General features: G+C 65.6%; 21 protein-coding genes. 3 read left to right on the forward strand and 18 right to left on the reverse strand.

Annotated elements, in window-relative coordinates; all coding sequences use genetic code 11:
- Nucleotides 1-24 precede the first annotated feature (24 nt).
- The 3 genes from RB2654_RS05730 to RB2654_RS05740 are packed head-to-tail and all read right to left on the reverse strand — an operon-like array spanning nt 25 to nt 2,190.
- Nucleotides 25-990 (reverse strand): MBL fold metallo-hydrolase, encoded by a 966-nt coding sequence (locus tag RB2654_RS05730; RefSeq protein WP_040884454.1) that lies wholly within the window; start codon nt 988-990, stop codon nt 25-27.
- A gap of 49 nt (nt 991-1,039) precedes the next feature.
- Complete coding sequence (locus RB2654_RS05735) at nt 1,040-1,603, reverse strand: hypothetical protein (protein ID WP_008329491.1); 564 nt, start codon at nt 1,601-1,603, stop codon at nt 1,040-1,042.
- Nucleotides 1,600-2,190: a riboflavin synthase gene (locus RB2654_RS05740; RefSeq protein ID WP_008329493.1), complete on the reverse strand. Its 591-nt coding sequence runs from the start codon at nt 2,188-2,190 to the stop codon at nt 1,600-1,602. The genes RB2654_RS05735 and RB2654_RS05740 overlap by 4 nt, the downstream gene beginning before the upstream one ends.
- A 199-nt stretch (nt 2,191-2,389) precedes the next feature.
- Here RB2654_RS05740 and RB2654_RS05745 point away from each other — a divergent pair, with 199 nt between their 5' ends.
- The 3 genes from RB2654_RS05745 to RB2654_RS05755 all read left to right on the forward strand — a co-directional run bounded on the left by RB2654_RS05745 (nt 2,390) and on the right by RB2654_RS05755 (nt 6,986).
- A complete protein-coding gene (locus tag RB2654_RS05745; RefSeq protein WP_040885481.1) occupies nt 2,390-3,682 on the forward strand; it encodes a capsule polysaccharide biogenesis protein in 1,293 nt (430 codons plus the stop codon).
- Nucleotides 3,683-3,827: 145 nt separating this feature from the next.
- Entirely contained in the window at nt 3,828-4,931 is a 1,104-nt protein-coding gene (locus RB2654_RS05750) for a polysaccharide biosynthesis/export family protein (protein ID WP_050772025.1), read from the forward strand.
- A gap of 12 nt (nt 4,932-4,943) precedes the next feature.
- Complete coding sequence (locus RB2654_RS05755) at nt 4,944-6,986, forward strand: capsule polysaccharide biogenesis protein (RefSeq protein WP_008329499.1); 2,043 nt, start codon at nt 4,944-4,946, stop codon at nt 6,984-6,986.
- Nucleotides 6,987-7,113: 127 nt separating this feature from the next.
- On the opposite strand, the gene ribD is transcribed toward RB2654_RS05755, so the two are convergent.
- The 15 genes from ribD to RB2654_RS05830 form a co-directional block, all read right to left on the reverse strand.
- A complete protein-coding gene (ribD, locus tag RB2654_RS05760) occupies nt 7,114-8,217 on the reverse strand; it encodes a bifunctional diaminohydroxyphosphoribosylaminopyrimidine deaminase/5-amino-6-(5-phosphoribosylamino)uracil reductase RibD (RefSeq protein ID WP_008329508.1) in 1,104 nt (367 codons plus the stop codon).
- A complete protein-coding gene (gene nrdR / locus RB2654_RS05765; RefSeq protein WP_040884456.1) occupies nt 8,214-8,687 on the reverse strand; it encodes a transcriptional regulator NrdR in 474 nt (157 codons plus the stop codon). Before nrdR ends, ribD begins: the two co-directional genes overlap by 4 nt.
- A gap of 148 nt (nt 8,688-8,835) precedes the next feature.
- Nucleotides 8,836-9,252 (reverse strand): secondary thiamine-phosphate synthase enzyme YjbQ, encoded by a 417-nt coding sequence (locus RB2654_RS05770; protein ID WP_008329518.1) that lies wholly within the window; start codon nt 9,250-9,252, stop codon nt 8,836-8,838.
- 92 nt (nt 9,253-9,344) lie between these two features.
- A complete protein-coding gene (locus tag RB2654_RS05775) occupies nt 9,345-9,611 on the reverse strand; it encodes a hypothetical protein (RefSeq protein ID WP_008329520.1) in 267 nt (88 codons plus the stop codon).
- 155 nt (nt 9,612-9,766) lie between these two features.
- A complete protein-coding gene (locus RB2654_RS05780; protein ID WP_008329522.1) occupies nt 9,767-10,021 on the reverse strand; it encodes a Txe/YoeB family addiction module toxin in 255 nt (84 codons plus the stop codon).
- On the reverse strand, nt 10,018-10,272 hold the full coding sequence (locus RB2654_RS05785; protein WP_008329524.1) for a type II toxin-antitoxin system Phd/YefM family antitoxin: 255 nt from the start codon (nt 10,270-10,272) through the stop codon (nt 10,018-10,020). Before RB2654_RS05785 ends, RB2654_RS05780 begins: the two co-directional genes overlap by 4 nt.
- 93 nt (nt 10,273-10,365) lie before the next feature.
- A complete protein-coding gene (gene rpoD, locus RB2654_RS05790) occupies nt 10,366-12,378 on the reverse strand; it encodes an RNA polymerase sigma factor RpoD (RefSeq protein ID WP_008329526.1) in 2,013 nt (670 codons plus the stop codon).
- Between the two features lie 151 nt (nt 12,379-12,529).
- Complete coding sequence (gene dnaG / locus RB2654_RS05795; RefSeq protein ID WP_040884459.1) at nt 12,530-14,509, reverse strand: DNA primase; 1,980 nt, start codon at nt 14,507-14,509, stop codon at nt 12,530-12,532.
- Between the two features lie 31 nt (nt 14,510-14,540).
- Nucleotides 14,541-15,011 (reverse strand): hypothetical protein, encoded by a 471-nt coding sequence (locus tag RB2654_RS05800; protein ID WP_008329529.1) that lies wholly within the window; start codon nt 15,009-15,011, stop codon nt 14,541-14,543.
- A gap of 46 nt (nt 15,012-15,057) precedes the next feature.
- Complete coding sequence (locus RB2654_RS05805) at nt 15,058-15,645, reverse strand: TetR/AcrR family transcriptional regulator (protein ID WP_008329531.1); 588 nt, start codon at nt 15,643-15,645, stop codon at nt 15,058-15,060.
- 77 nt (nt 15,646-15,722) lie between these two features.
- On the reverse strand, nt 15,723-16,619 hold the full coding sequence (gene folD, locus RB2654_RS05810; protein WP_008329532.1) for a bifunctional methylenetetrahydrofolate dehydrogenase/methenyltetrahydrofolate cyclohydrolase FolD: 897 nt from the start codon (nt 16,617-16,619) through the stop codon (nt 15,723-15,725).
- Nucleotides 16,620-16,734: 115 nt separating this feature from the next.
- Nucleotides 16,735-18,411 carry a formate--tetrahydrofolate ligase gene (locus RB2654_RS05815; RefSeq protein WP_008329534.1) on the reverse strand — a complete coding sequence of 559 codons (1,677 nt, stop codon included), beginning with the start codon at nt 18,409-18,411 and terminating at the stop codon, nt 16,735-16,737.
- Nucleotides 18,412-18,570: 159 nt separating this feature from the next.
- The gene (locus RB2654_RS05820) at nt 18,571-19,164 is read right to left on the reverse strand and encodes an MOSC domain-containing protein (RefSeq protein WP_008329536.1); all 594 of its coding nucleotides are present in this window, start codon (nt 19,162-19,164) and stop codon (nt 18,571-18,573) included.
- Nucleotides 19,165-19,200: 36 nt separating this feature from the next.
- Entirely contained in the window at nt 19,201-19,905 is a 705-nt protein-coding gene (locus RB2654_RS22290; RefSeq protein ID WP_008329548.1) for a Crp/Fnr family transcriptional regulator, read from the reverse strand.
- A 91-nt stretch (nt 19,906-19,996) separates the two neighbouring features.
- Nucleotides 19,997-20,779: a methyltransferase domain-containing protein gene (locus RB2654_RS05830; protein WP_008329549.1), complete on the reverse strand. Its 783-nt coding sequence runs from the start codon at nt 20,777-20,779 to the stop codon at nt 19,997-19,999.
- Nucleotides 20,780-20,890 lie beyond the last annotated feature (111 nt).

Genomic DNA, 20,890 nt, shown 5'->3' on the forward strand with positions numbered 1-20,890 from the left:
GGGCTTCAGCCCGGGCGAAACCCCTCAGAACCGCCAGAGCGCCGGGACGAAGGCATAGGCCTCGCCCTCGGCCTTCACATGGCCCACGCCGGGGAACGGGAAATGGTAGCCCACGACCGGGATGCGATCCGCCGCGGCCATGTCGAGGATGCGGCGGCGTGTGGCCACCGTCGCCTCGGGGTCGCTGTCCATCGACCCGTACCAGTCGGGATGCGCGAAATGCCCGAAGGCGTGGGTGATCGCGTCGCCCAGCACCAGAAGCTGATCGTCGCCGCTTTCCAGCAGGATCGACATGTGCCCGGGCGTATGCCCATTGGTCGACATCAGCCGCACGCCCGGCGCCACTTCGTGCCCGTCGCCCGCAAGCGTCCATTCCGCCCCATCGACATTGATCGAGTTGACCGCGCCCAGCACGAATTGCTGCGCCTCCGGGGCCACCCGGTCGACGAGGCCGTCCTGCAACCAGTAATCGTGTTCGGCCTCGCCGATCACGTATTCGGCGTCGGGGATGATCGCCTCGTCGAAATCGTCGCGCACGCCCCAGATGTGATCCGGGTGGGCATGGGTGACGACGACATGCGTCGTGGCGAAAGGGTCGATCCCGGCGGCTTCCATGTTCGAGATGAGCCGCCCGGCGGTGTCGAAGAACCGGTTGCCGGAGCCGACATCGATCAGCACCTTCGCCTCGCCGGTCTCGATATAGACGTGGTTCGTATGCCCGACGAGTTCATCGGTCGGCAGGAAATGCGCTTCGAGAAACGCCAGCTTCTCGGCCTCGTCGGCGTTCATGCCCATGGCCGTCAGAGGCTGCGGGAACCAGCCGTCCGAGACGATGGTGATCTTCATATCCCCCAGCGCGAAGCGAAAGTGCGCGGGGTTCTCGCCATCAGGCGGGCCAAGCTCGGCGCGAAGGGCCGCGGGCATGGCGAAGGCGGGCATAGCTGCGGCGAGCGCAAGCATCTCACGGCGTGTGGGGCGCAAAAGCGGCATCGATTCCTCCCTGTTCGATCCGGGAATCATATGCACGATTGCGAATGATTTAAAGCGTCGTGAAATATCGCTCGGCCGGCAGGTATCCGGCCATCCGGCCCGCCACCGACCATTCGGCCTCCAGCATGGTCGCGCCGACGACCAAGACCGCATCCGTGGGCACCCCCCGGCGCGCGGTCAGGTCGGCGAGCTTTTCGCGCGTGGCGGACCAGCCGTCGGCCAATGTCGGCGCCTGCATGGCCGAGTCGATGAGCGCGGCGTTGGCGCCGTGAAAGCTACGCGCGTCGAGCGGGCGGTGAACGGCGGCAAGGCGTTCTGCGCGGGCCACGCCCCGCAGTTTTGTGGCCTCGGCCTCAGGCACCGCGGCCAGTTTCGGCCCGCATTTCAACGCGTTGGAGGAAAACAGAAGCGCGATCACGTCGCGCCCCGTCGCGGCCCGGATCGAAGCATAGCTCTTGTAATCGATCCCAAGCTCCTTGGCCCGGCGCACCCGCATCCGCACCACTTCCAGCGGCAGCGTCGGCACCAGATCGGCCCGCGCCCGGCGCCACGCATAGCCGTGCCAACCGGTATTGCCGATCCCCGGCCCGCCGTTGTGACCGATCAGGGTCATGCCGCGTATTCGCCGAGCCGCGCCACATAGCGCGCCAGCGTGTCGATCTCGAGGTTCACCTTGTCGCCCACGCGCACGTCGCCCCAGGTCGTCACCTCTTTCGTGTGGGTGATGAGGTTCACACCGAACGTGTCGCCCTCCACCTCGTTCACCGTCAGGGACGTGCCGTTCAGCGCGACCGAGCCCTTGGGCGCGATGAAGCGCGCCAGATCGCCCGGCACCTTGAAGGAAATCCGCGTCGAGTCGCCCTCGTCATGCACATCCGTCACCTCGGCCACGCCGTCGACATGGCCCGAGACGATATGCCCGCCCAGTTCGTCGCCCACCTTCAGGGCGCGTTCGAGGTTCACGCGTCTGCCGACCTCCCATCCGCCGAGGTTGGTCTTGGTCAGCGTCTCGCCCGAGACGAAGACCTCGTACCAGTCCGGGCCGAGCCGGGTCACCGTCAGACACACGCCGTCGGAGGCGATGGACGCACCCAGCTCGATGCGCGACGTGTCGTATGCGGTCGCGATCCGCGCGCGCAGATCCTCGGTCCGGGTGACCTCGGCGATCCGGCCGATATCGGTGATGATCCCAGTGAACATGGCTGACTCCTTTCCCCAATGGCTACGCCCAATCCCACCCCTTGCCAAGCAGGGCGCGGGACAAGCCAAACCCCAAGCGTCACAAAAAAGCCCGGTTCGGGTGTTTTGTGTCTTGCGCAAGGACAATGGCAAGGTTTTCCTTGAAGAAACGCGGCATCAGTTCGCGACAGAGGCCAGAAAAACGGGTAAAATCAGGCGCATGAAAGCCATCGACGGAACCGACCGGACATTCCTGTTCCTGCAAGGGCCACACGGCCCCTATGTCCGTCGTCTGGCCCGGATGCTCTCGGCCTCGGGCGCTCAGGTCTGGCGCGTCGGGTTCAACATGGGCGATCAGGTGTTCTGGCACGATGCGCGGACCTACATTCCCTTCACCGACAGTCAGGACGTCTGGACGGAGCGCATCCGCGCCATTCTGACCGAAAAGGGCGTGACCGATCTGGTGCTCTACGGCGACACCCGGTTCATACATGCCGAGGCCGTGCGCGCCGCGCAGGAAGCGGGCGTCATGGTCCACGTCTTCGAAGAAGGCTACCTGCGCCCCTACTGGATCAGCTACGAGCGCGGCGGATCGAACGGCCACTCCCGCCTGATGGACATGGACGTGACGCAGATGCAGCAGGTACTGGCCGACGCGCAACTCGACATTCCGGAGCCGCCCGCCCACTGGGGCGACATGCGCCACCACATCTTCTATGGCGCGCTCTACCACTGGTTCGTCATGTTCGCGAACCGGCGTTACCGGGGCTTCCGCCCGCACCGCGCGCTCACGGTCGGCAAGGAATTCCAGCTTTACCTCAAGCGCCTGATCCTGATGCCGTTTCAGGCGCTTGGACGGATCATCGCCACGCGCCGTATCCGAAACGGTGGCTTTCCTTATCACCTCGCGCTTCTGCAACTGGCCCATGACGCGAGTTTCCTCGACCATTCCCCGTTCAAAAGCGTGACCGAGTTCCTCGACCTCGTGATCGAAGGCTTCGCGAATGGCGCGGCCCGTCACCATCACCTCGTGTTCAAGGCGCATCCGCTGGAGGATGGCCGTGTGCCCCTGCGCCGTGAAATCCGTCGTCTGGCCGCCCAGCATGGGGTCGAGGGACGGGTGCATTACGTGCGCGGCGGCAAGCTTGCCCGGCTGCTCGATCATGCCCGCAGCGCCGTGACCGTGAACTCGACGGCCGCACAGCAGGTGCTGTGGCGCGGACTTCCGCTCAAAGTTTTCGGCGCGGCGGTCTATGACAAGCCGGAGTTCGTTTCGACCCAGCCCCTGCCCGAATTCTTCGCCCAGCCGACCCGCCCCGACAGCCGCGCCTACCGCGATTATCGTCATTACCTCTTGGAAACCTCGCAAATCCCGGGCGGGTTCTATTCGGCCCGGGGCCGGCGGCAGCTTCTGCGCCAGATCGTCGACATGATGCTGGCTCCGGACGACCCCTACGACGCCCTCGCCAAGGGCACCGCGGCCCCCCGGCAACAGTTGAGACTCGTGAAGTAACCCTTGGAATCGCGTCTGGATTTTTATCCACAGCCCGAGTAGTCTGCCAAAAAAAGAAACTGAGGCAGAACTCCAAAAAGGAGCCCGGGCAGTGAGAAATCAGGGCATTACGTGGGCGCGCATCGCGCTCCTTTTCGCGCTTGTGATGGGTGTAGCCGCGTGTGACGTGCTCCCCAGAAGCGGCCCGAATAAGCAGGAAATCTACTCCGGTTCGGTGCAGAGACAGGGCGACGCCTTCGTCGTCTCGGTCAACGATCACGTGACGCGGGCCACCGCCGTCACCCCGGCGCTCGGGTTCGGCGAGAACTTCCTCTCGGCCGCACAGGTCGGGTCCGACACGATCCGCCCCGGCGACGTGCTGGGCGTGGCGATCTGGGAGAACGTCGAACAAGGCATCCTCGCCTCGGCGGGCGCCCCCGCCGCGCTCGAAGAGGTGCAGGTCGACGGATCGGGCTTCATCTTCATCCCCTATGCGGGACGGATCAAGGCCGCGGGCAACTCGCCCGAAGCCGTGCGCCGCATCATCACCGAACAACTCGCCACCCAGACCCCGGACCCGCAGGTCTTGGTCACCCGGATCGCGGGCGACGGCGCCACCGTGTCGATCACGGGCGCGGTCAACGGTCAGGGCGTCTACCCGATCGAACGCCCCACCCGCACGCTGGGTGCCATGCTCGCCGCCGCAGGCGGTGTGGCCGTGAACCCCGAGGTGGCCGTGGTCAAGATCATCCGTGGCGGTCAGACCGGGCAGATCTGGTATCAGGATCTGTTCGAAGACCCGCGCCTCGACATCGCCCTGCGCAACGGCGACCGTATTCTGGTCGAGGCCGATACCCGCGCCTTCACCGCGCTCGGCGCCACCGGCACCCAGACCCGCGTGAACTTCCAGACCCAGAACCTCTCGGCCCTCGAAGCCATCGCGCAGGTCGGCGGTCTGAACCCGACACTGGCCGACCCCACGGGCATCTTCGTGTTCCGCAACGAACCCGCCGAGATCGCGAATGTCGTGCTGGCACGGGGCGATCTGGTCGGGGCGCAGCGCCTGATCTACGTGCTGAACCTGACCGAACCCAACGGCATGTTCATGGCCCGCGACTTCGTGATCCGCGACGGCGATACCGTCTATGTGACCGAAGCGCCCTACGTCCAGTGGGCCAAGGTCATCACGGCGCTCACCGGTGCCCTCGGCGCGGCCGAGTCGCTGGCCAACGCAGGCAGCACCTTCGGCCTCGTCGGCGCGACGCCGTAAGGTTTGGGGCGCATGACCCCCTACGACAGGATCACAGCCGCCGCGACGGAGCCCCCCTCCTCGCGGCGGCTTTACGTTTACTCGGGCGGTTTCCTGCGGGAGCGCCGGGTGCGGCGTATCCTGAAGCTGGCCGGGTGGGACATTCGCTTCGGCCTGCCCAGGGCCGAAGATACCGTGGCGGTCTGGGGCGTCTCGCCCACCGCGCACCGGGGCGATGGCATCGCGAAACGACGGGGTGCCACCCTGATGCGCGTCGAAGACCCCTTCCTGCGCTCGGTCGGTCTGGGACGTGACGGCGAGCCGCCTCTGGGCCTCCTCCTCGACCGCTCCGGCGTGCATTTCGACCCCGCCGTGCCCTCGGACCTCGAACGAATGCTCGCGGATGCGCCGCTGGACGACTACGCGCTTCTCAGCCGTGCGCGCGACGCGGTGGACCGTATCCGCCACGCCCATCTGTCGAAATACAACGGCTTCGACCCCAAGGCCCCTGTGCCCCGCGCGCCCTACGTGCTGGTGATCGACCAGACCCGCGACGACGCGGCCGTGCTGGCGTCGAAGGCCACACCGCAGACCTTCCGCGAAATGCTGGTCATCGCGCAGGAAGAAAATCCGGGCCTGCGCATCGTCATCAAGTCCCACCCGGACAGCACCGCAGGCCATCGGCCGGGCTACTACGGCCCGGAACACGCGGGCGGCAAGGTCACGCTTCTGACCGATCCCGTCAGCCCCTGGGCGCTGATGGAGGGCGCGGTTGCGGTCTACACCGTCTCGTCCGGCATGGGGTTCGAAGCGATCTTCGCCGGCCACAAGCCCCGCGTCTTCGGCCAGCCGTTCTACGCCGGCTGGGGCCTGACCAAGGACGAAAACCCCGTGCCGCGCCGCGAACGTCAACTGACGCGCGCGCAATTGTTCGCCGCGGCCATGCTCGAATATCCGACGTGGTACGACCCCTACCGCGACAGACTGTGCGAGATCGAAGACGTGATCGGCACGTTGGAGGCGCGCGCCCGCGCGATGCGCGAAGACGGGCCGGGCTACGTCGCCGCCGGAATGCGGCTGTGGAAGCGCAAGCCGTTGTCGCAGTTCTACGGAAGCGGCGCGGGCGTGATCTTCGAAGACGGCCCCAAGGCCGAAGCGAAAGCGGCGAAGACGGGTCGCCCGATGATGGTCTGGGCGGGAAAAGCCGACACGCTCACCGCCCCCGCCATCCGCATCGAAGACGGCTTCATCCGCTCGCGGGGCCTTGGCGCCAAACTGACCCCGCCCCTGTCGCTCGTGCGCGACGACCTCGGCATCTACTACGATCCGAACGCCGAAAGCCGCCTCGAACGGCTCGTCTCCGCCGCCGAAACCCTCGCCCCCGGCCCGCTTCACCGTGCCGAGGCCCTGATGCATCGGCTCACCGCTTCCGGTATCTCGAAATACAACCTCGATCGCGCCGCGCCGGTCGATCTGCCGCCGGGCCACCGCATCCTCGTCCCCGGTCAGGTCGAAGACGATGCCTCGGTCCGCCTCGGCACGCGCGAGGTCACCCACAACCGGGGCCTGCTCCGCGGCGTGCGCGCGGCCAACCCGGAGGCCGTCATCATCTACAAACCCCACCCGGACGTGGAAGCGGGCCTGCGCGACGGCGACATGCCGCTGGACGAGGCCGCGCGCCATGCCGACGTGGTCGCCACCGAAACCGACGCCGTGGCGCTGATCGAAGCGGTGGACGAGGTCTGGACCATGACCTCGACCCTCGGGTTCGAGGCGCTCATCCGAGGCAAGACCGTCTCCTGCCTCGGCGCCCCGTTCTACGCGGGCTGGGGTCTCACCCGCGATCTGGGCACCATACCGGACCGACGCAGGGCGCGCCCCAGCCTCGCAGGCCTCGTCCACGCGATCCTCATCGACTACCCGCGCTACCACGATCCGGTCACGAACACGCCCTGCCCGGTCGAGGTCATCCTCGACCGGATCGAAGCGCAGGAAACCGGCCCCGGCTCACCGTCCCTGCGCCTCGTCTCAAAGCTGCAAGGCCTGCTCGCGCCCTACACCACATTCTGGCGCTGACGCGGTCCCCTTCTCTGTTTCGAAAATACTTCGGGAGGTTTGGAGGGCTGGCCCTCCAAACGCGCCGCAAGGCGCGTCCACCGCGACGACCTGCCAACGGCAGGGCGGCGCAAATCAAGCGCGGGCGTCAGCCCGCACCGCTAGGACCGGCCCGCCACCTGTGCAGGACGTCGCCCCCGATGGCGCGCAGCTCGACCAGCTCCAGCCGTGGCGCATCCGCCAGCGCACCCACGCCCATCGCGGCGATCGAAGGCCAGCCTTCGGCACCAAGAGCGATCCCGGCTGTGAAACCTACGTATTCGTCCACCAGCCCTTCGGCCAGAAGCGAGGCGGCCAACCCGCCGCCGCCCTCGCAGAACACGCGCGTCAGCCCCGCCGCGCCCAAGGCGGCCAGCGCCGCCGCCACGTCGATGCGACCCAGCACGACGGGCACCGCGATACATCGCGCGCCAAGCCCTTCCCAGGCCGCGACCACGCCGTCCGGCGCCCGGTCGCCATGGATCAGCCAGACCGGAACCTCTTTCGCCGTGCGCGCGAGCACGCTGTCCAAGGGAATATCCAGATGCCGCGACAGCACCACGCGCACCGGCTGGCGCCGCGCACCCAGACCGCGCACGGTCAGCGACGGATCATCCGCCCGCGCCGTTCCGGCGCCCACCATCACCGCGTCATGGATCATGCGTTCGGCATGGACTTGTCGCCGCGCCTCCGGCCCCGTGATCCACTGGCTTTCCCCCGTCGCCGTGGCGATACGCCCGTCCAGCGACGCGGCGAGTTTCAGCGTCACCATAGGGCGCCCGCGCTCCACCCGGCTCAGAAATCCGACCTGATCGGCGCGTGCCTCGGCCTCGCCCAGCCCCGTCACGACCTCGATCCCGGCCGCGCGCAACATCGCGATCCCGCGTCCGTTCACCCGGTTGTCGGGGTCGCCCAAAGCGACGACCACCCGTGCGATCCCCGCCGAAATCAGCGCCACGGCACAGGGCGGGGTCTGTCCATGGTGGGAACAGGGCTCGAGCGTGACGTAGGCCGTCGCCCCCCGCGCCGCCTCACCCGCCTGCGCCAGCGCCACGACTTCGGCATGGGGCCGCCCGCCGGGCTGGGTCCAGCCGCGCCCGACGATCCGCGCGCCGTTCACGATCACGCAGCCCACCGCCGGGTTCGGCCAGACAGACCCAAGGCCCCGCCGCCCGAGCGACAGGGCCAGATCCATGAACCTTTCGTCGGTCACGCCTGTTCTTCGGGCGGAATGTCGGGGCGCAACTCGCTCATGAACTTCTCGAAATCGTCCGCCGCCTGGAAGTTCTTGTAGACGCTCGCGAAGCGCACATAGGCAACCGTGTCGATCCGGGCCAGACTTTCCATCACGATCTCACCGATGGTCTTGGATGGAATGTCCGTCTCGCCCATCGATTCCAGCCGCCGCACGATGCCCGAGATCATCTGATCGATGCGCTCCGGCTCCACGGGCCGTTTCTGCATCGAAATCCGGATCGAACGCTCCAGCTTCTCGCGGTCGAAATCCTCGCGCCGACCGTTCGACTTGATGACCACGAGGTCGCGCAACTGCACGCGTTCATAGGTGGTGAAGCGCCCGCCGCAGGCCGGACAGAACCGCCGCCGCCGGATCGCGACATGATCCTCGGCCGGGCGTGAATCCTTCACTTGAGTGTCAATATTTCCGCAGAACGGGCACCGCATCCCACTTCCTTTTCTTAGCCTGTCACCTCTGATCGTGGGTCTTTGCCCACTTATCCACAGGCACTATAGGAAGAGTGCCGCATTTTGGGTAGGTTCAAAGCGTCGCGCCCAGATATAGCAGGGCCGTTTTGTGGCCCCTATGCCGCAATCACCGGATGAGCGCCGCCACTTTTCGGCGGTGCTGTCGGTCGCGATGTTCGAAAAGGTAAATTCCCTGCCATGTTCCGAGCGTCATTGTCCCGTTTATGATTGGAATCTGTAAAGAAATGGGGAGCAGCGCGGCCTTGATATGGGCCGGCATGTCGTCCGGCCCCTCATAGGTGTGGGTCAGGTAGGCCATGCTGGGGTCCGTCGTCGGCGGCACGAGGCGGGCGAAGAAGTTGCGCAGGTCGACCTGCACTTCGGGATCCGCATTTTCCTGAATGAGGAGCGAGGCCGACGTGTGCCGCACGAAGAGCGTGAGCAGCCCCTCGCCCGTCCCGCTGTCCGCCACCCAGCGCGTCACGTCGCGGGTGAACTCATAGGTGCCCTGCCCGCGCGTTTCGATCTCGAATTCGGTGTGCATGGCGCCACGCTGCCAAATGCGGGTGAGACGCGCAAGCGACGCCGCCCGGTTCGCGATGATCCGGGCGGGTCGTGTCTGTCATCTGCCGGGGATCACTCGGCGGCGATGGCCTCCGGCGTCGGGGCCGCGACGAGTTGCAACCCGCCCTTTTCCAGCCGCTTCACCACGCGACGCGCATCGCGCATCCGCTGGCCCTTGGCCTCGCCCCAGGCCGCACGACGGGCTTCCACGTCGGCCTCGGGGTTGTCGCGTTTCCAGTCGGTCAGCCAGCCGTGATAGCCGATCAGCTTGACGGCTTTCTTGCGGGCCATCTCTTCCGGCGTCAGCACCGGTTTCTCTTTCTTTGCCTTGGTCGCCATAATTGCTTCCTCAATGGTTTCGCGCCTTCTTGCCGGGCGCTGGGGCACCATGCCCCGTGGCGGCAGATTACACCGCTTCGTTCATTTCGCGTAGCGGGAAATGATGTGAGCAGGTGGAAACAAAGGGGAGTGAGTCCGGTTTGCACAGGGCCAGATCAGTAGTGATAGCGGCAGGCCACGATTTCCAACGTCTCACCCCGCACGCGGTAGACCAGTCGGTGTTCACGGTCGATCCGCCGGGACCAGAAGCCAGCCAGATCGCCGCGCAAAGGCTCCGGCTTGCCCGTGCCTTGGAACGGGTGGCGCTGGCATTCCTTTATGAGAGCGTTCAATTTGCCGAGCATCTTCTTGTCGGTTTTTTGCCAGTAGAGGTAGTGGTCCCAAGCTTCCTCGTCCCAGCTCAACCTCATTCTTCGATCAAGTCATGCTCTTGGCCGAGACCACGGTTCAACCGATCAATCGAGGCCCGCAGCCGTCTCGCATTTTCAGGGCTCGACAACAGATAGGTCGTCTCGTCCATCGCTTCGTAGTCCTCAAGCGAAATCATCACGACCGGCTTGCCGCCCGTGCGCGTGACCATGAGCGGCTCATGGTCGTCAATCACCTTGTCCATCATGGCGGACAGGTTCTTGCGAAGATCGGTCGAGGATGCGTATTTCATGCGGGTAACGTACGCGCTTGCGTACATGTTTTCAAGTGACGCACGTGAACAGGGACCGGAAAACGAAAAGGGCGCCCGAAGGCGCCCTTTCGTTCACTGATCCAAGAAACTCCGCAGCTTCCGGCTCCGGCTCGGGTGCTTCAGCTTTCTGAGCGCCTTCGCCTCGATCTGGCGGATGCGTTCGCGGGTGACGCTGAACTGCTGACCCACCTCTTCCAGCGTGTGGTCGGTGTTCATGCCGATGCCGAAGCGCATGCGCAGAACCCGTTCCTCACGCGGCGTCAAAGACGCCAGCACGCGGGTCGTGGTTTCCTTCAGGTTCTCCTGAATGGCCGAGTCGAGCGGCAGGACGGCGTTCTTGTCTTCGATGAAATCGCCAAGCTGCGAATCCTCCTCGTCGCCAATCGGCGTTTCGAGCGAGATCGGCTCCTTGGCGATCTTCATCACCTTGCGGACCTTTTCGAGCGGCATCTGCAGCTTTTCGGCCAGTTCTTCCGGGGTCGGCTCGCGGCCGATTTCGTGAAGCATCTGGCGGCCGGTGCGCACGAGCTTGTTGATCGTCTCGATCATATGGACCGGGATACGGATCGTGCGGGCCTGATCGGCGATGGACCGGGTGATCGCCTGGCGGATCCACCAGGTCGCGTAGGTCGAGAACTTGTAGCCCCGGCGATACTCGAACTTGTCCACGGCCTTCATCAGGCCGATGTTGCCTTCCTGAATGAGATCAAGGAATTGCAGACCGCGGTTCGTGTATTTCTTGGCGATCGAGATCACCAGACGCAGGTTCGCCTCGACCATTTCCTTTTTGGCCTGACGCGCCTCTTTCTCGCCCTTCTGGACCTGAGACACGATGCGGCGGAATTCCGAGATGTCGACGCCGACATACTGACCGACCTGGGCCATGTCGCCGCGCAGTTCGGCCACCTTGTCGGACGAGCGTTCGATGAACGCCTGCCAGCCGCGACCGGGCTTTTCGGCCATCCGTTCCAGCCAATTCGGGTCAAGCTCTTCGCCCCGGTAGGCATCGACGAATTCGCGGCGGTTGATGCGCGCCTGATCGGCGAGCTTCACCATGGCCGAGTCGATCGACATGATGCGGCGGTTGATGCCGTATAGCTGGTCGACGAGCGCCTCGATCCGGTTGTTGTGCAGGTGCAGTTCGTTCACCAGCAGCACGATTTCCGAGCGCAGCTTCTGGTACTCGGCTTCCGCCTTGTCCGAGAACGATCCATCCTCGTTCAGCGTGGCGGACATCCGAAGATCCTGCATTTCGCTGAGTTTGGTGTAATCGCGCGCGATCAGTTCCAGCGTTTCGAGCACGCGGGGCTTGAGGGCGGCCTCCATCGCGGCGAGCGACATGTTGGCCTGATCGTCCTCATCCTCGTCGTCGTCGTCCTTGGCGATCGGGTTGCCGTCGGCGTCAAGCTCGGGGCCGTCGTCCTTTTTCTGGCTTTCGGTGTTCGTGGCCGCGGCTTCGCCCAGCCCCTGCACCACATCCTCGTCCTCGCCGTCCTCGCCCATCTGGCGCCCGAAGGTGGCGTCGAGGTCGATGACGTCGCGCAGCAGAATGTCTTCGTTCAGGAGTTCGTCGCGCCAGATCGTGATCGCCTGGAAGGTAAGCGGGCTTTCGCACAGCCCCGCGATCATCGTGTTCCGGCCCGCTTCGATCCGCTTGGCGATGGCGATCTCGCCCTCGCGGGAGAGGAGTTCCACCGACCCCATTTCGCGCAGATACATGCGCACCGGGTCGTCGGTGCGGTCGAGCTTCTCGGTATCGCCGGACGACACGGCGACCGCGCCGCCCTGATTCTTGGCGACGACTTCGGTCGAGCCCTTGGCGTCGTCGTTGTCGTCCTCGGCTTCTTCGTCCTCGATGATGTTGATGCCCATTTCCGAGAGCATCGACATCACGTCTTCGATCTGTTCCGACGAGACCTGATCGGGCGGGAGCACGTTGTTGAGCTGATCGTAGGTGATGTAGCCCTTCTCACGGGCCTCGGCGATCATCTTCTTGACGGCGGCCTGGTCCATATCCCCCATCGGGTTGGAGCCGTCGTCCTGCTCGTCCTTGTTCTGGTCGTCGTTTGCGTCTTTCGCGGCCATGCGTGTTCCCTTCGCTCGGGTCGGTCTCGGATCGAATCTGGCGGATCGAGACTGATTCGGCTGATTCGCTTTTGCGAATCTTCGACTCGAATCACTGATTCGCCAACCCGTGTAGCCCTGAAACCTTTGTGTTTTCTCAAAATGTGATGGATCAGGGTCTCTTGCGTCCGCCCTGTTGATCCTCGATCTGCTTCAAGAGCGCATCCAGCGCGTCTTTCTCCTCGCGCGCGACCATGACGCCGTTGTCGGCGCGGTCGAACAGTCCCTTGTCGTCGCCCTGCCCCCGCCGCGCCTCGTCAAGCAAGCGCACGGCCTCGGACAGGCGGAATGTAAGCCCCTCGTCGCTCAAGGCGCCGATCTCGGCCACCGCGTCGTCCAGTTCGTGTCTGGCGCCACGCGCGGCATCGAGTTTGGCAAGCTCCTCGGCCAGACACAGCGCCGCGAGCTCCGGATCGTCCTTGCGGCGTATCGGGGGTGCGATCTGCACATGGTTCAGGGCGAAGAGTTTTTCAAGGGCGCGCGTGCCGACTTCGGCGTCGATTTTCGCGCACAGGTCTTCCGTCGCCTCGCCGTCGAACGACAGGATCGCCCGTTGCATCGCCGCATGTTCATCGGTGGCCATTTCGACCCGCTCAAAGGCGCTCTCGAAGCTTTCGATCAGGTGCGGATGAGTGACGAGGGTGGCAAGGATCACGGCCTCGCGCAGCACCTCTTCGACCTGCCCCGACGCAGCCGCCAGAAGCGAACCCTTGGTGGCGGGCTGGAACGCCGGCCCGGCGGGTTTCCACGGGCCACGCCGCCCGCCGCCGCCCTGCCAGCCGCCTTGGCGCGGGGCGCTGTCTCGGCGCGGATTGAAGAGTTCGTAGCGCAGGCGCTTGATCTCTTCGCCGTAGTGCTGGCGGATCGACTGGTCTTGGATCTTGGCGATGGCTTGCCGCAAGTCGCGGTCCAGCGCCGCGCGCCGCTCCGGGCTGTCGAAGACCTTGCCCTCGGTTTCGCGCTGCCACAGCAGGCTCACCATGGGCCGCGCCCCATCCAGCACCTTCTGCATCGCGCCCGCGCCCTGTGCCTTGATCAGATCGTCGGGATCCAGCCCCTCGGGCATGATCGCAAAGCGCAAGGACTGCCCGGCTTCGAGCATCGGCAGCGCGGTGTCGATGACACGCATGGCCGCGCGCAGCCCTGCGGTATCGCCGTCGAGCGCGATGATCGGTTCCGGGGCGATGCGCCACAGAAGGCGCAGCTGATCCTCGGTGATCGCGGTGCCGAGCGGGGCCACGGTCGCGCCGAACCCAGCCTCGGACAGCGCGATCACGTCCATATAGCCCTCGGCCACCACCAGTGGCGTTCCCTTCCCCGCCGCCTCGCGCGCAGGCCCGTGGTTGTAGAGCGACCGGCCCTTGTCGAACAGCTCCGTCTCGGGGCTGTTAAGGTATTTCGCATTGTCGTTCGGGTCCATCGCCCGGCCCCCGAAGGCGATGCAGCGCCCGCGCGCGTCACGGATCGGGAACATGATCCGGTTGCGGAACGTGTCATAGGGCTGCTTGCCCTTGGACGAGGCTTTGGCGAGCCCTGCCCCGAGGATCAGGTCGTCGGCCACGCCCTTGCCGCGCAGATGGTCCCACAGCCCCTGCCATCCGTCCGGGGCAAAGCCGATGTCCCAGCGGTCCTGTGCGGCCTCCTTCAGCCCCCGACGGTCGAGATACTCCCGCGCGCCGACGCCCGAGTTGGTCTTGAGTTGCAGACGGAAGAACTGCACCGCCTGCTCCATCACCTCGGCCAGTTGCGTGCGCCGGTCGGCCTTTTCCTGCGCCTTCGGGTCACGCTCCGGCATCTGCATCCCGGCTTCGCGGGCGAGGATTTCGACCGCCTCCATGAAGCCGACGTTCTCGGTTTCCTTCACGAAGGACAGCGCGTCGCCCTTCGCGTGGCAGCCGAAGCAGTAGTAGAATCCCTTGCGGTCATCGACATGGAAACTGGCTGTCTTTTCCTGATGGAACGGGCACGGGGCCCAGAGATCGCCCTTGCCCTGATTGGATTTTCGCTGATCCCACATGACCTTGCGCCCGACCACCTGCGCAAGCGAGGTGCGGGTGCGAAGTTCATCCAAGAATCCGGGGGGCAACGACATGGCGCCAATATAGGCCGCCCGCGCGCCCGCCTCAATTGACCACGCAGGCCTCGGGCGGAGATTTGTACAGACGGTAGACGACAGGCTCGCCGGACACCTCGGCGATGTCCACCGCGCCCCCGCATTCCTCGGTCTCGCCGACCCACAGGTATGTCAGCGTCAGGTCGATGCTGTCGCCGGTGTCGCGCGTGACCTCGAAGAACCCGCCGTCGCAGTCGACCGAACAGGTCACTTCGCCCCCGTCGTTCCAGCACAGAAGCCCCTGCTCGAACGTCCTGAGCGCAAGCTCCGTGTCCTTCACATGGCCGCCATTCGACGTGCTGACCGCAACGGAGGCGGAATACTGGTCGTACTCGTCGATCCCGAAGGCGACCGAGATCGCCGAGACGACCTGTTCGGGATGGGCCGCGATGTGGGCGTCGGAATAGGTGCGGTGGTAGCAGCCCATCGGTTCGGCAAAGGCCGGCGCGGTGGTAAGGGCTGCGACAAGGGCAAGGCGCATGGCAGAACTCCTGAAACGGAATGGCGTCAGGTTAACGCGCGCGGCCTCACGCGGCCACGGATTTGCGCAGCATGTCCCAATAGATCGTTTCGACCGTTTCGCGGCTGAGGCGGCCGCCATCGCGAAACCACGTGGTCACCCCGTTCAGCATGGAAATCGCGGCCATCGCGGCGAGTTTCGGGTCCGGCACGGCGAAATCGCCGCTGGCGTTTCCTGCCTCCAGAATGTCGATCAGACCCTGTTCGTAGCGGCGGCGCAGCACCTCGATCTCGGCGAAATTCGCGTCGTCCAGATTGCGCAACTCCATGTAGGCGATGAAGATATTGTCGGGCCGGTCGAGGTGATAATGGATGTGGAAGCGCGCGAAGGCCTCCAGCCGTTCAGGCGGCGTGCCGCCCGTGTCGGCCTGTCCCCAAGCGTCGAGCAACTCCTCCATATGGACCTTCATCAGGTCGTAGAGCAGCGATTGCTTGTCGGGGGTGTAGAGATAGAGCGCCCCGGCCTGAACGCCGACCTCCGCCGCGATCTTGCGCATCGAGACCGCCGCATAGCCGTCGCGTGCGAAGAGCTTCAATGCCGCCTCGCGCACCTTGGGGCCAGTGATGTCGGCGTGGGAGCCGGATTTTCGCGCCATGGGTGAAGATTAACTGAACATTCGTTCAGATCAAGCGATTGCGCGCCCGGCACGCGGGTCCGGGCGCGCGAATTGGTTCAGGCGGTCAGCCCCTCAGGCTCCGGCAGGCCGTTGGCCCGGCAGGTCGCGGTCAGGGTGTTCGCCAGAAGGCAGGCGATGGTCATGGGGCCGACACCGCCCGGCACCGGGGTGATCGCGCCCGCGACCTCGGAAGCGGAGGCGAAATCGACGTCGCCTACCAGCTTGCCCTTCCCGCCCTCTTCGGCGGGCGGCAGACGGTTGATGCCCACGTCGATGACCACGGCGCCGGGCTTGAGCCAGTCGCCCGTCACCATCTCGGGCCGGCCCACGGCGGCAACCACGATATCGGCCCCGCGCACCACGTCTTCGATGTCCTTCGTGCGGCTGTGGGCAATAGTCACCGTGCAGCTGTCACGCAACAAAAGCTGCGCCATCGGCTTGCCCACGATGTTCGACCGGCCCACGACCACCGCCGACTTGCCCGAGAGCGATCCGAAATGGTCGCGCAGCAGCATCAGACAGCCAAGCGGGGTGCAGGGCACCATCGCCTTCTGCCCCGTCGCCAACAGCCCGACGTTCGAGATGTGGAACCCGTCCACATCCTTGGCCGGGTCGATCGCGCCGATGACCTTGTCCTCGTCGATGTGGTCGGGCAGCGGCAGTTGCACGAGAATGCCGTTCACCGTGGGGTCGTTGTTCAGCTTGTCGACCAGCGCGAGCAGGTCGGCCTCGGAAGTCGAAGCATCCAGCTTGTGCTCGAAGCTTTCCATCCCGGCCTCGACCGTCTGCTTGCCCTTCGAGCGGACATAGACCTGACTGGCGGGGTCTTCGCCCACCAGCACCACGGCCAGTCCCGGCTTGATGCCCTTCTTGGCAAGCTCCGCCACATGCTCGGCCACCTTGCCGCGCACCTCGGCGGCGAAAGCCTTGCCGTCGATGATCGTCGCGCTCATCCGCTCTCTCCTCGTCTGTGGGAAGGGGCGCGCTCGCCCGCTTCTCTGGTCCAAAAATACCTTCGCCGAAGGCACCGTGCGACCGGGCTCGATGCCCGGTCGCGCGGCCTCCGCCTCAGAACAGCCCCTGCACGTCGCCGTTGTCGTCCAGCCCGATGGTCAGGGCGGCCGGTTTGGACGGCAGGCCCGGCATGGTCATGATTTCTCCGCAGATCACCACGACGAAGCCCGCGCCCGCCGACAGCCGGACTTCGCGCACCGGCACCGAATGGCCCGTGGGGGCGCCGCGCCGGGTGGGGTCGGTGGTAAAGGAATACTGCGTCTTGGCCATGCAGACCGGCAGGTTGCCATAGCCCGCCGCCTCCCACGCGCGCAGCTGGTCGCGGATCTTCTTGTCCGCGAGCACCTCATCCGCGCGGTAGATGCGCTTGGCCACCGTTTCGATCTTCTCGAACAGGCTCAGATCGTCGTTGTAGAGCGGGGCGAAGCTGCCCATGCCGGCATCCGCGATCTCGGCGACGCGGGTGGCCAGCGCCTCGGTCCCTTCCGATCCCTTGGCCCAATGCTGGCACAGGATCGCCTCGGTCCCGTGTTCGGCGACGTAATCCTTAACCGCCTGCACCTCGGCGTCGGTGTCGGTAACGAAATGGTTGATCGCGACGACCACCGGAACGCCGAACCCTTTGAGGTTCTCGATATGGCGGCCAAGGTTCGGGCAGCCCGCCTTGACCGCATCGACGTTCTCGGCCCCCAGATCGGCCTTGGCCACACCGCCGTTCATCTTCATCGCGCGCACGGTGGCGACGAGCACGACGGCGGCGGGGGCCAGCCCACCCTTGCGACACTTGATGTTCATGAACTTCTCGGCACCCAGATCGGCGCCGAAGCCCGCCTCGGTCACCACGTAGTCAGCCAGTTTCAACGCCGTGCGCGTCGCGATCAGGCTGTTGCAGCCGTGGGCGATGTTGGCGAAGGGGCCGCCGTGAACGAAGGCCGGGTTGTTTTCAAGCGTCTGGACGAGGTTGGGCTGCATCGCGTCCTTGAGCAGAACCGTCATCGCGCCCTCGGCCCCGACATCGCGGCAGGTGATCGGGTCGCGGTCGCGCGTGTAGGCCACGATGATGTCGCCCAGCCGCGCCTCAAGATCGCTCAGATCCTTGGCCAAACAAAGGATCGCCATGACTTCCGACGCCACGGTGATGTCGAACCCGGTCTGGCGCGGGAACCCGTTGGCGACACCGCCGAGCGAGGTCACCACATCGCGCAGCGCCCGGTCGTTGAGGTCCACGACCCGGCGCCACGTCACCCGCCGCTCGTCGATGCCCAGTTCGTTGCCCCAGTAGATGTGGTTGTCGATCATCGCCGACAGCAGATTGTGCGCGCTGGTGATCGCGTGGAAATCGCCGGTGAAGTGGAGGTTCATGTCCTCCATCGGCACGACCTGCGCATAGCCGCCCCCCGCAGCCCCGCCCTTCATCCCGAAGTTCGGCCCGAGCGAGGCTTCGCGAATACAGATCATCGCCTTCTTACCGATCCGGTTCAGCCCGTCGCCAAGGCCCACCGTGGTCGTCGTCTTGCCCTCGCCCGCAGGGGTCGGGTTGATCGCGGTCACGAGGATGAGCTTTCCGTCCGGGCGATCCTCGACCGAATTGATGAAGTCCTGACTGATCTTGGCCTTGTCGTGGCCGTAGGGCAGCAGATGGTCGGACGGGATGCCAAGCTTGTCGCCAATCTCCCCGATCGGGCGTTTCTTCGCGGCGCGCGCGATTTCGATATCGGATTTATGGCTCATGGTGTCCTCCCCGGACCAATTGGCTGAATTCGCCCGGAATGTGCGCAGGGATAGCCGATCGGACAACGCGATACGCGACGAAAATGCGCGGGTTTGCGGCACCGGGCCGGAAACTCGGTGACCTTTCGGAAACCTGCGCCCCCGTTCGGAGACGTCCGGTCAGACGCCCGGCCGCCAGCCTCGCTGTTTCGGGACGAAAAGGCGGATCTCGTCGCCCACCGTCAGCGTGCCTTCGCGCTCGACCCACGCCGTGACGCCGCGCAGATCGACGGCCGCCGGTTTGAACTTGGGCCCGTAGCCCGGCGCGAAGCGTTCGACCGAACGGCCCGAGAGCGTGCAGGGATGGTTGACCATGTCGATGGTCAGCGTCGCGCCATCGGGGGTCTGGAGGCGCGAGGACGGGGGAACGTAGCTGAAGTCCGGGATGCCCTCGACGACCATGGACACGCCGATCCACGCCGGGTCGAATTGGTCGAGCCCCATATTCCGCGCGATCTCGTCGATCTGTTCGGCGGCGAGGATCGTCAGTTGGCGGGTGTTGCGGATCTGCGTGTCGCGCGGATGCAGGATCGACACGCGGCTGCACGCGGGCCGCGTCACGCCGCCATGGTCCTCGCCCTCGATGCCGCCATAGGTCAGGACCGCCTGCGCCTGCCCTTCAGAGGCCAGCGCCGCCGCCCGATCCGCGACATGGCCGAGCCATGTGATCCGGGCCGCATAGGGCGCTTCGTCGAAATATTCGCTCATGGTCATTGGGTCCTGTGCTGCGGTCGCGGCACTCGACCCCAATCACCGGGCGGCGTCAAGCGACGAGCCCCGCAGGCGCGCGTTCGACGTGGCAAGCTTGGCTTGTCCCGACAAGGCGAAGACGAAGCTGAGTTGACGGAGCAGTTCACCGTTGCGATCTCCGAGCGTTTCCAGGGCATCCGCCGTGATGCGAAAGGCCCGCGCGGGCCGGGTGATTTCGACCGTCGCGCTGGCCGGTGCGCGCGTGAGCACGCCGAATTCGCCGATGAGAGCGCCCTCGCCCAGTCGCGCAACCTCCTGCGATCCCGCCATCACGCGGGCCTCGCCGCCTACCAGAAAGAACAGCGCCTCGACCGGCGCGCCCTCGGTCGTCAGACCCTCGCCCACCGCGAGGTCCACCCATTCGCCCGCGTCCATGAAACGGCGCGCGTCGATGTGGCGGAGCGCCCCAAGATGGGTTTCGTAGAACACCTGCTCGGCATCGTCGAACCGGAGCCGCCGCTGAAGCAGCCAGAGCCGCGTCAACCCGACGAGCGAGATCACGACCCAGCTTGTCTGGATGACCGCGGAACTCAGGTTCCACTGTGAGAAGAGCGAGGTGAGGACCGCAAGCGACGCGGCTAGATTGAGGATGGTGTAAAGCGCCGAGTTGCCCCGGATCACCCCGAACTGCAACCCGGCGTAGGAGCCTAGGTAAAGCGCGGCACCCAGCAGGCCGAGACCGTCGAGGAACAGGCTCCCCTGCATCAACGCGCGGTCCTTGTCGCCCCGTTCAAGACCCGATGACGGGCATTCGGGTGCGGGCGGTCACGCCGGGCTGGGTCGCGGCGGGTCACGGTCACGTCCCACGTGTCAGCACGAAAAACACCCGTCTGAACGGGAAATGCACGTGGCCATCGGCGCGCGCGGGATAGTGCTTGGCGAGCAGCGTTTCGTAAGCCGCGACATAGCGCGCGGCCTCTTCTTCCGACAGCTCGGCCACGAAGGGCCGCATCACCGTGGACTGGGTGAAGTGGCGCACCGGGTGCCCCTCGGCCACCGGGGCGAGGTCTTGGACATAGGTCGTTTCCCACGCCCGGATGTCACCCAAGGGGGCGAGCATGTCGGCATAGACCTGCGGCGGGGCGACGGGGGGTGTCCACTCCGCGAAATCGAAGCGGTCGGGAAACATATCCTCCGCCAGATCGCGCAGCAGCCGGTGCGAGGGTTCGTCATACTGGCGCGGCATCTGCACGGCGAGCGCACCGCGGTCCGGCAGAACCGAGGCCCAGCGGGCAAAGAGCGTGGCATGGTCGGGAAGCCAGTTGGCCAGCGCGTTGGAAAAGATCAGCGCAGGGGTGTAGCCGGGGGTCCAGTCGTTCGCGTCGTCGCGGGTCAGCCGGGCATAAAGGCCCATCGCCTCGGCCTCGGCCAACATGGTGGCGGAACTGTCGATGCCATAGAGATCGCGGTTCGGGTAGCGCGTCGACAGCGCCTCGGCCACCGCGCCTGCGCCGCAGCCCATGTCGACCACCGGCCCGTCGGGCAGGTCGCGGACCTGTGCCAGAAGCTCCAGCGCCGGGCGCAGGCGCAACCCGCGAAAGCGTTGGTAGGCTTCGGGATTCCAGTCGGCGGTGGTCATCGGCGCGTCCCTTTCCTTGTCGCTTCGATCCTATGCGCAATTGCGCGGTCTGGATACCACGCGCAAAAGAAAAAGGCCGGGGCTTGGACCCCGGCCTCGTGTTCTTGTGGT

Source organism: Maritimibacter alkaliphilus HTCC2654 (genome assembly GCF_000152805.1).
GTDB lineage: Bacteria > Pseudomonadota > Alphaproteobacteria > Rhodobacterales > Rhodobacteraceae > Maritimibacter > Maritimibacter alkaliphilus.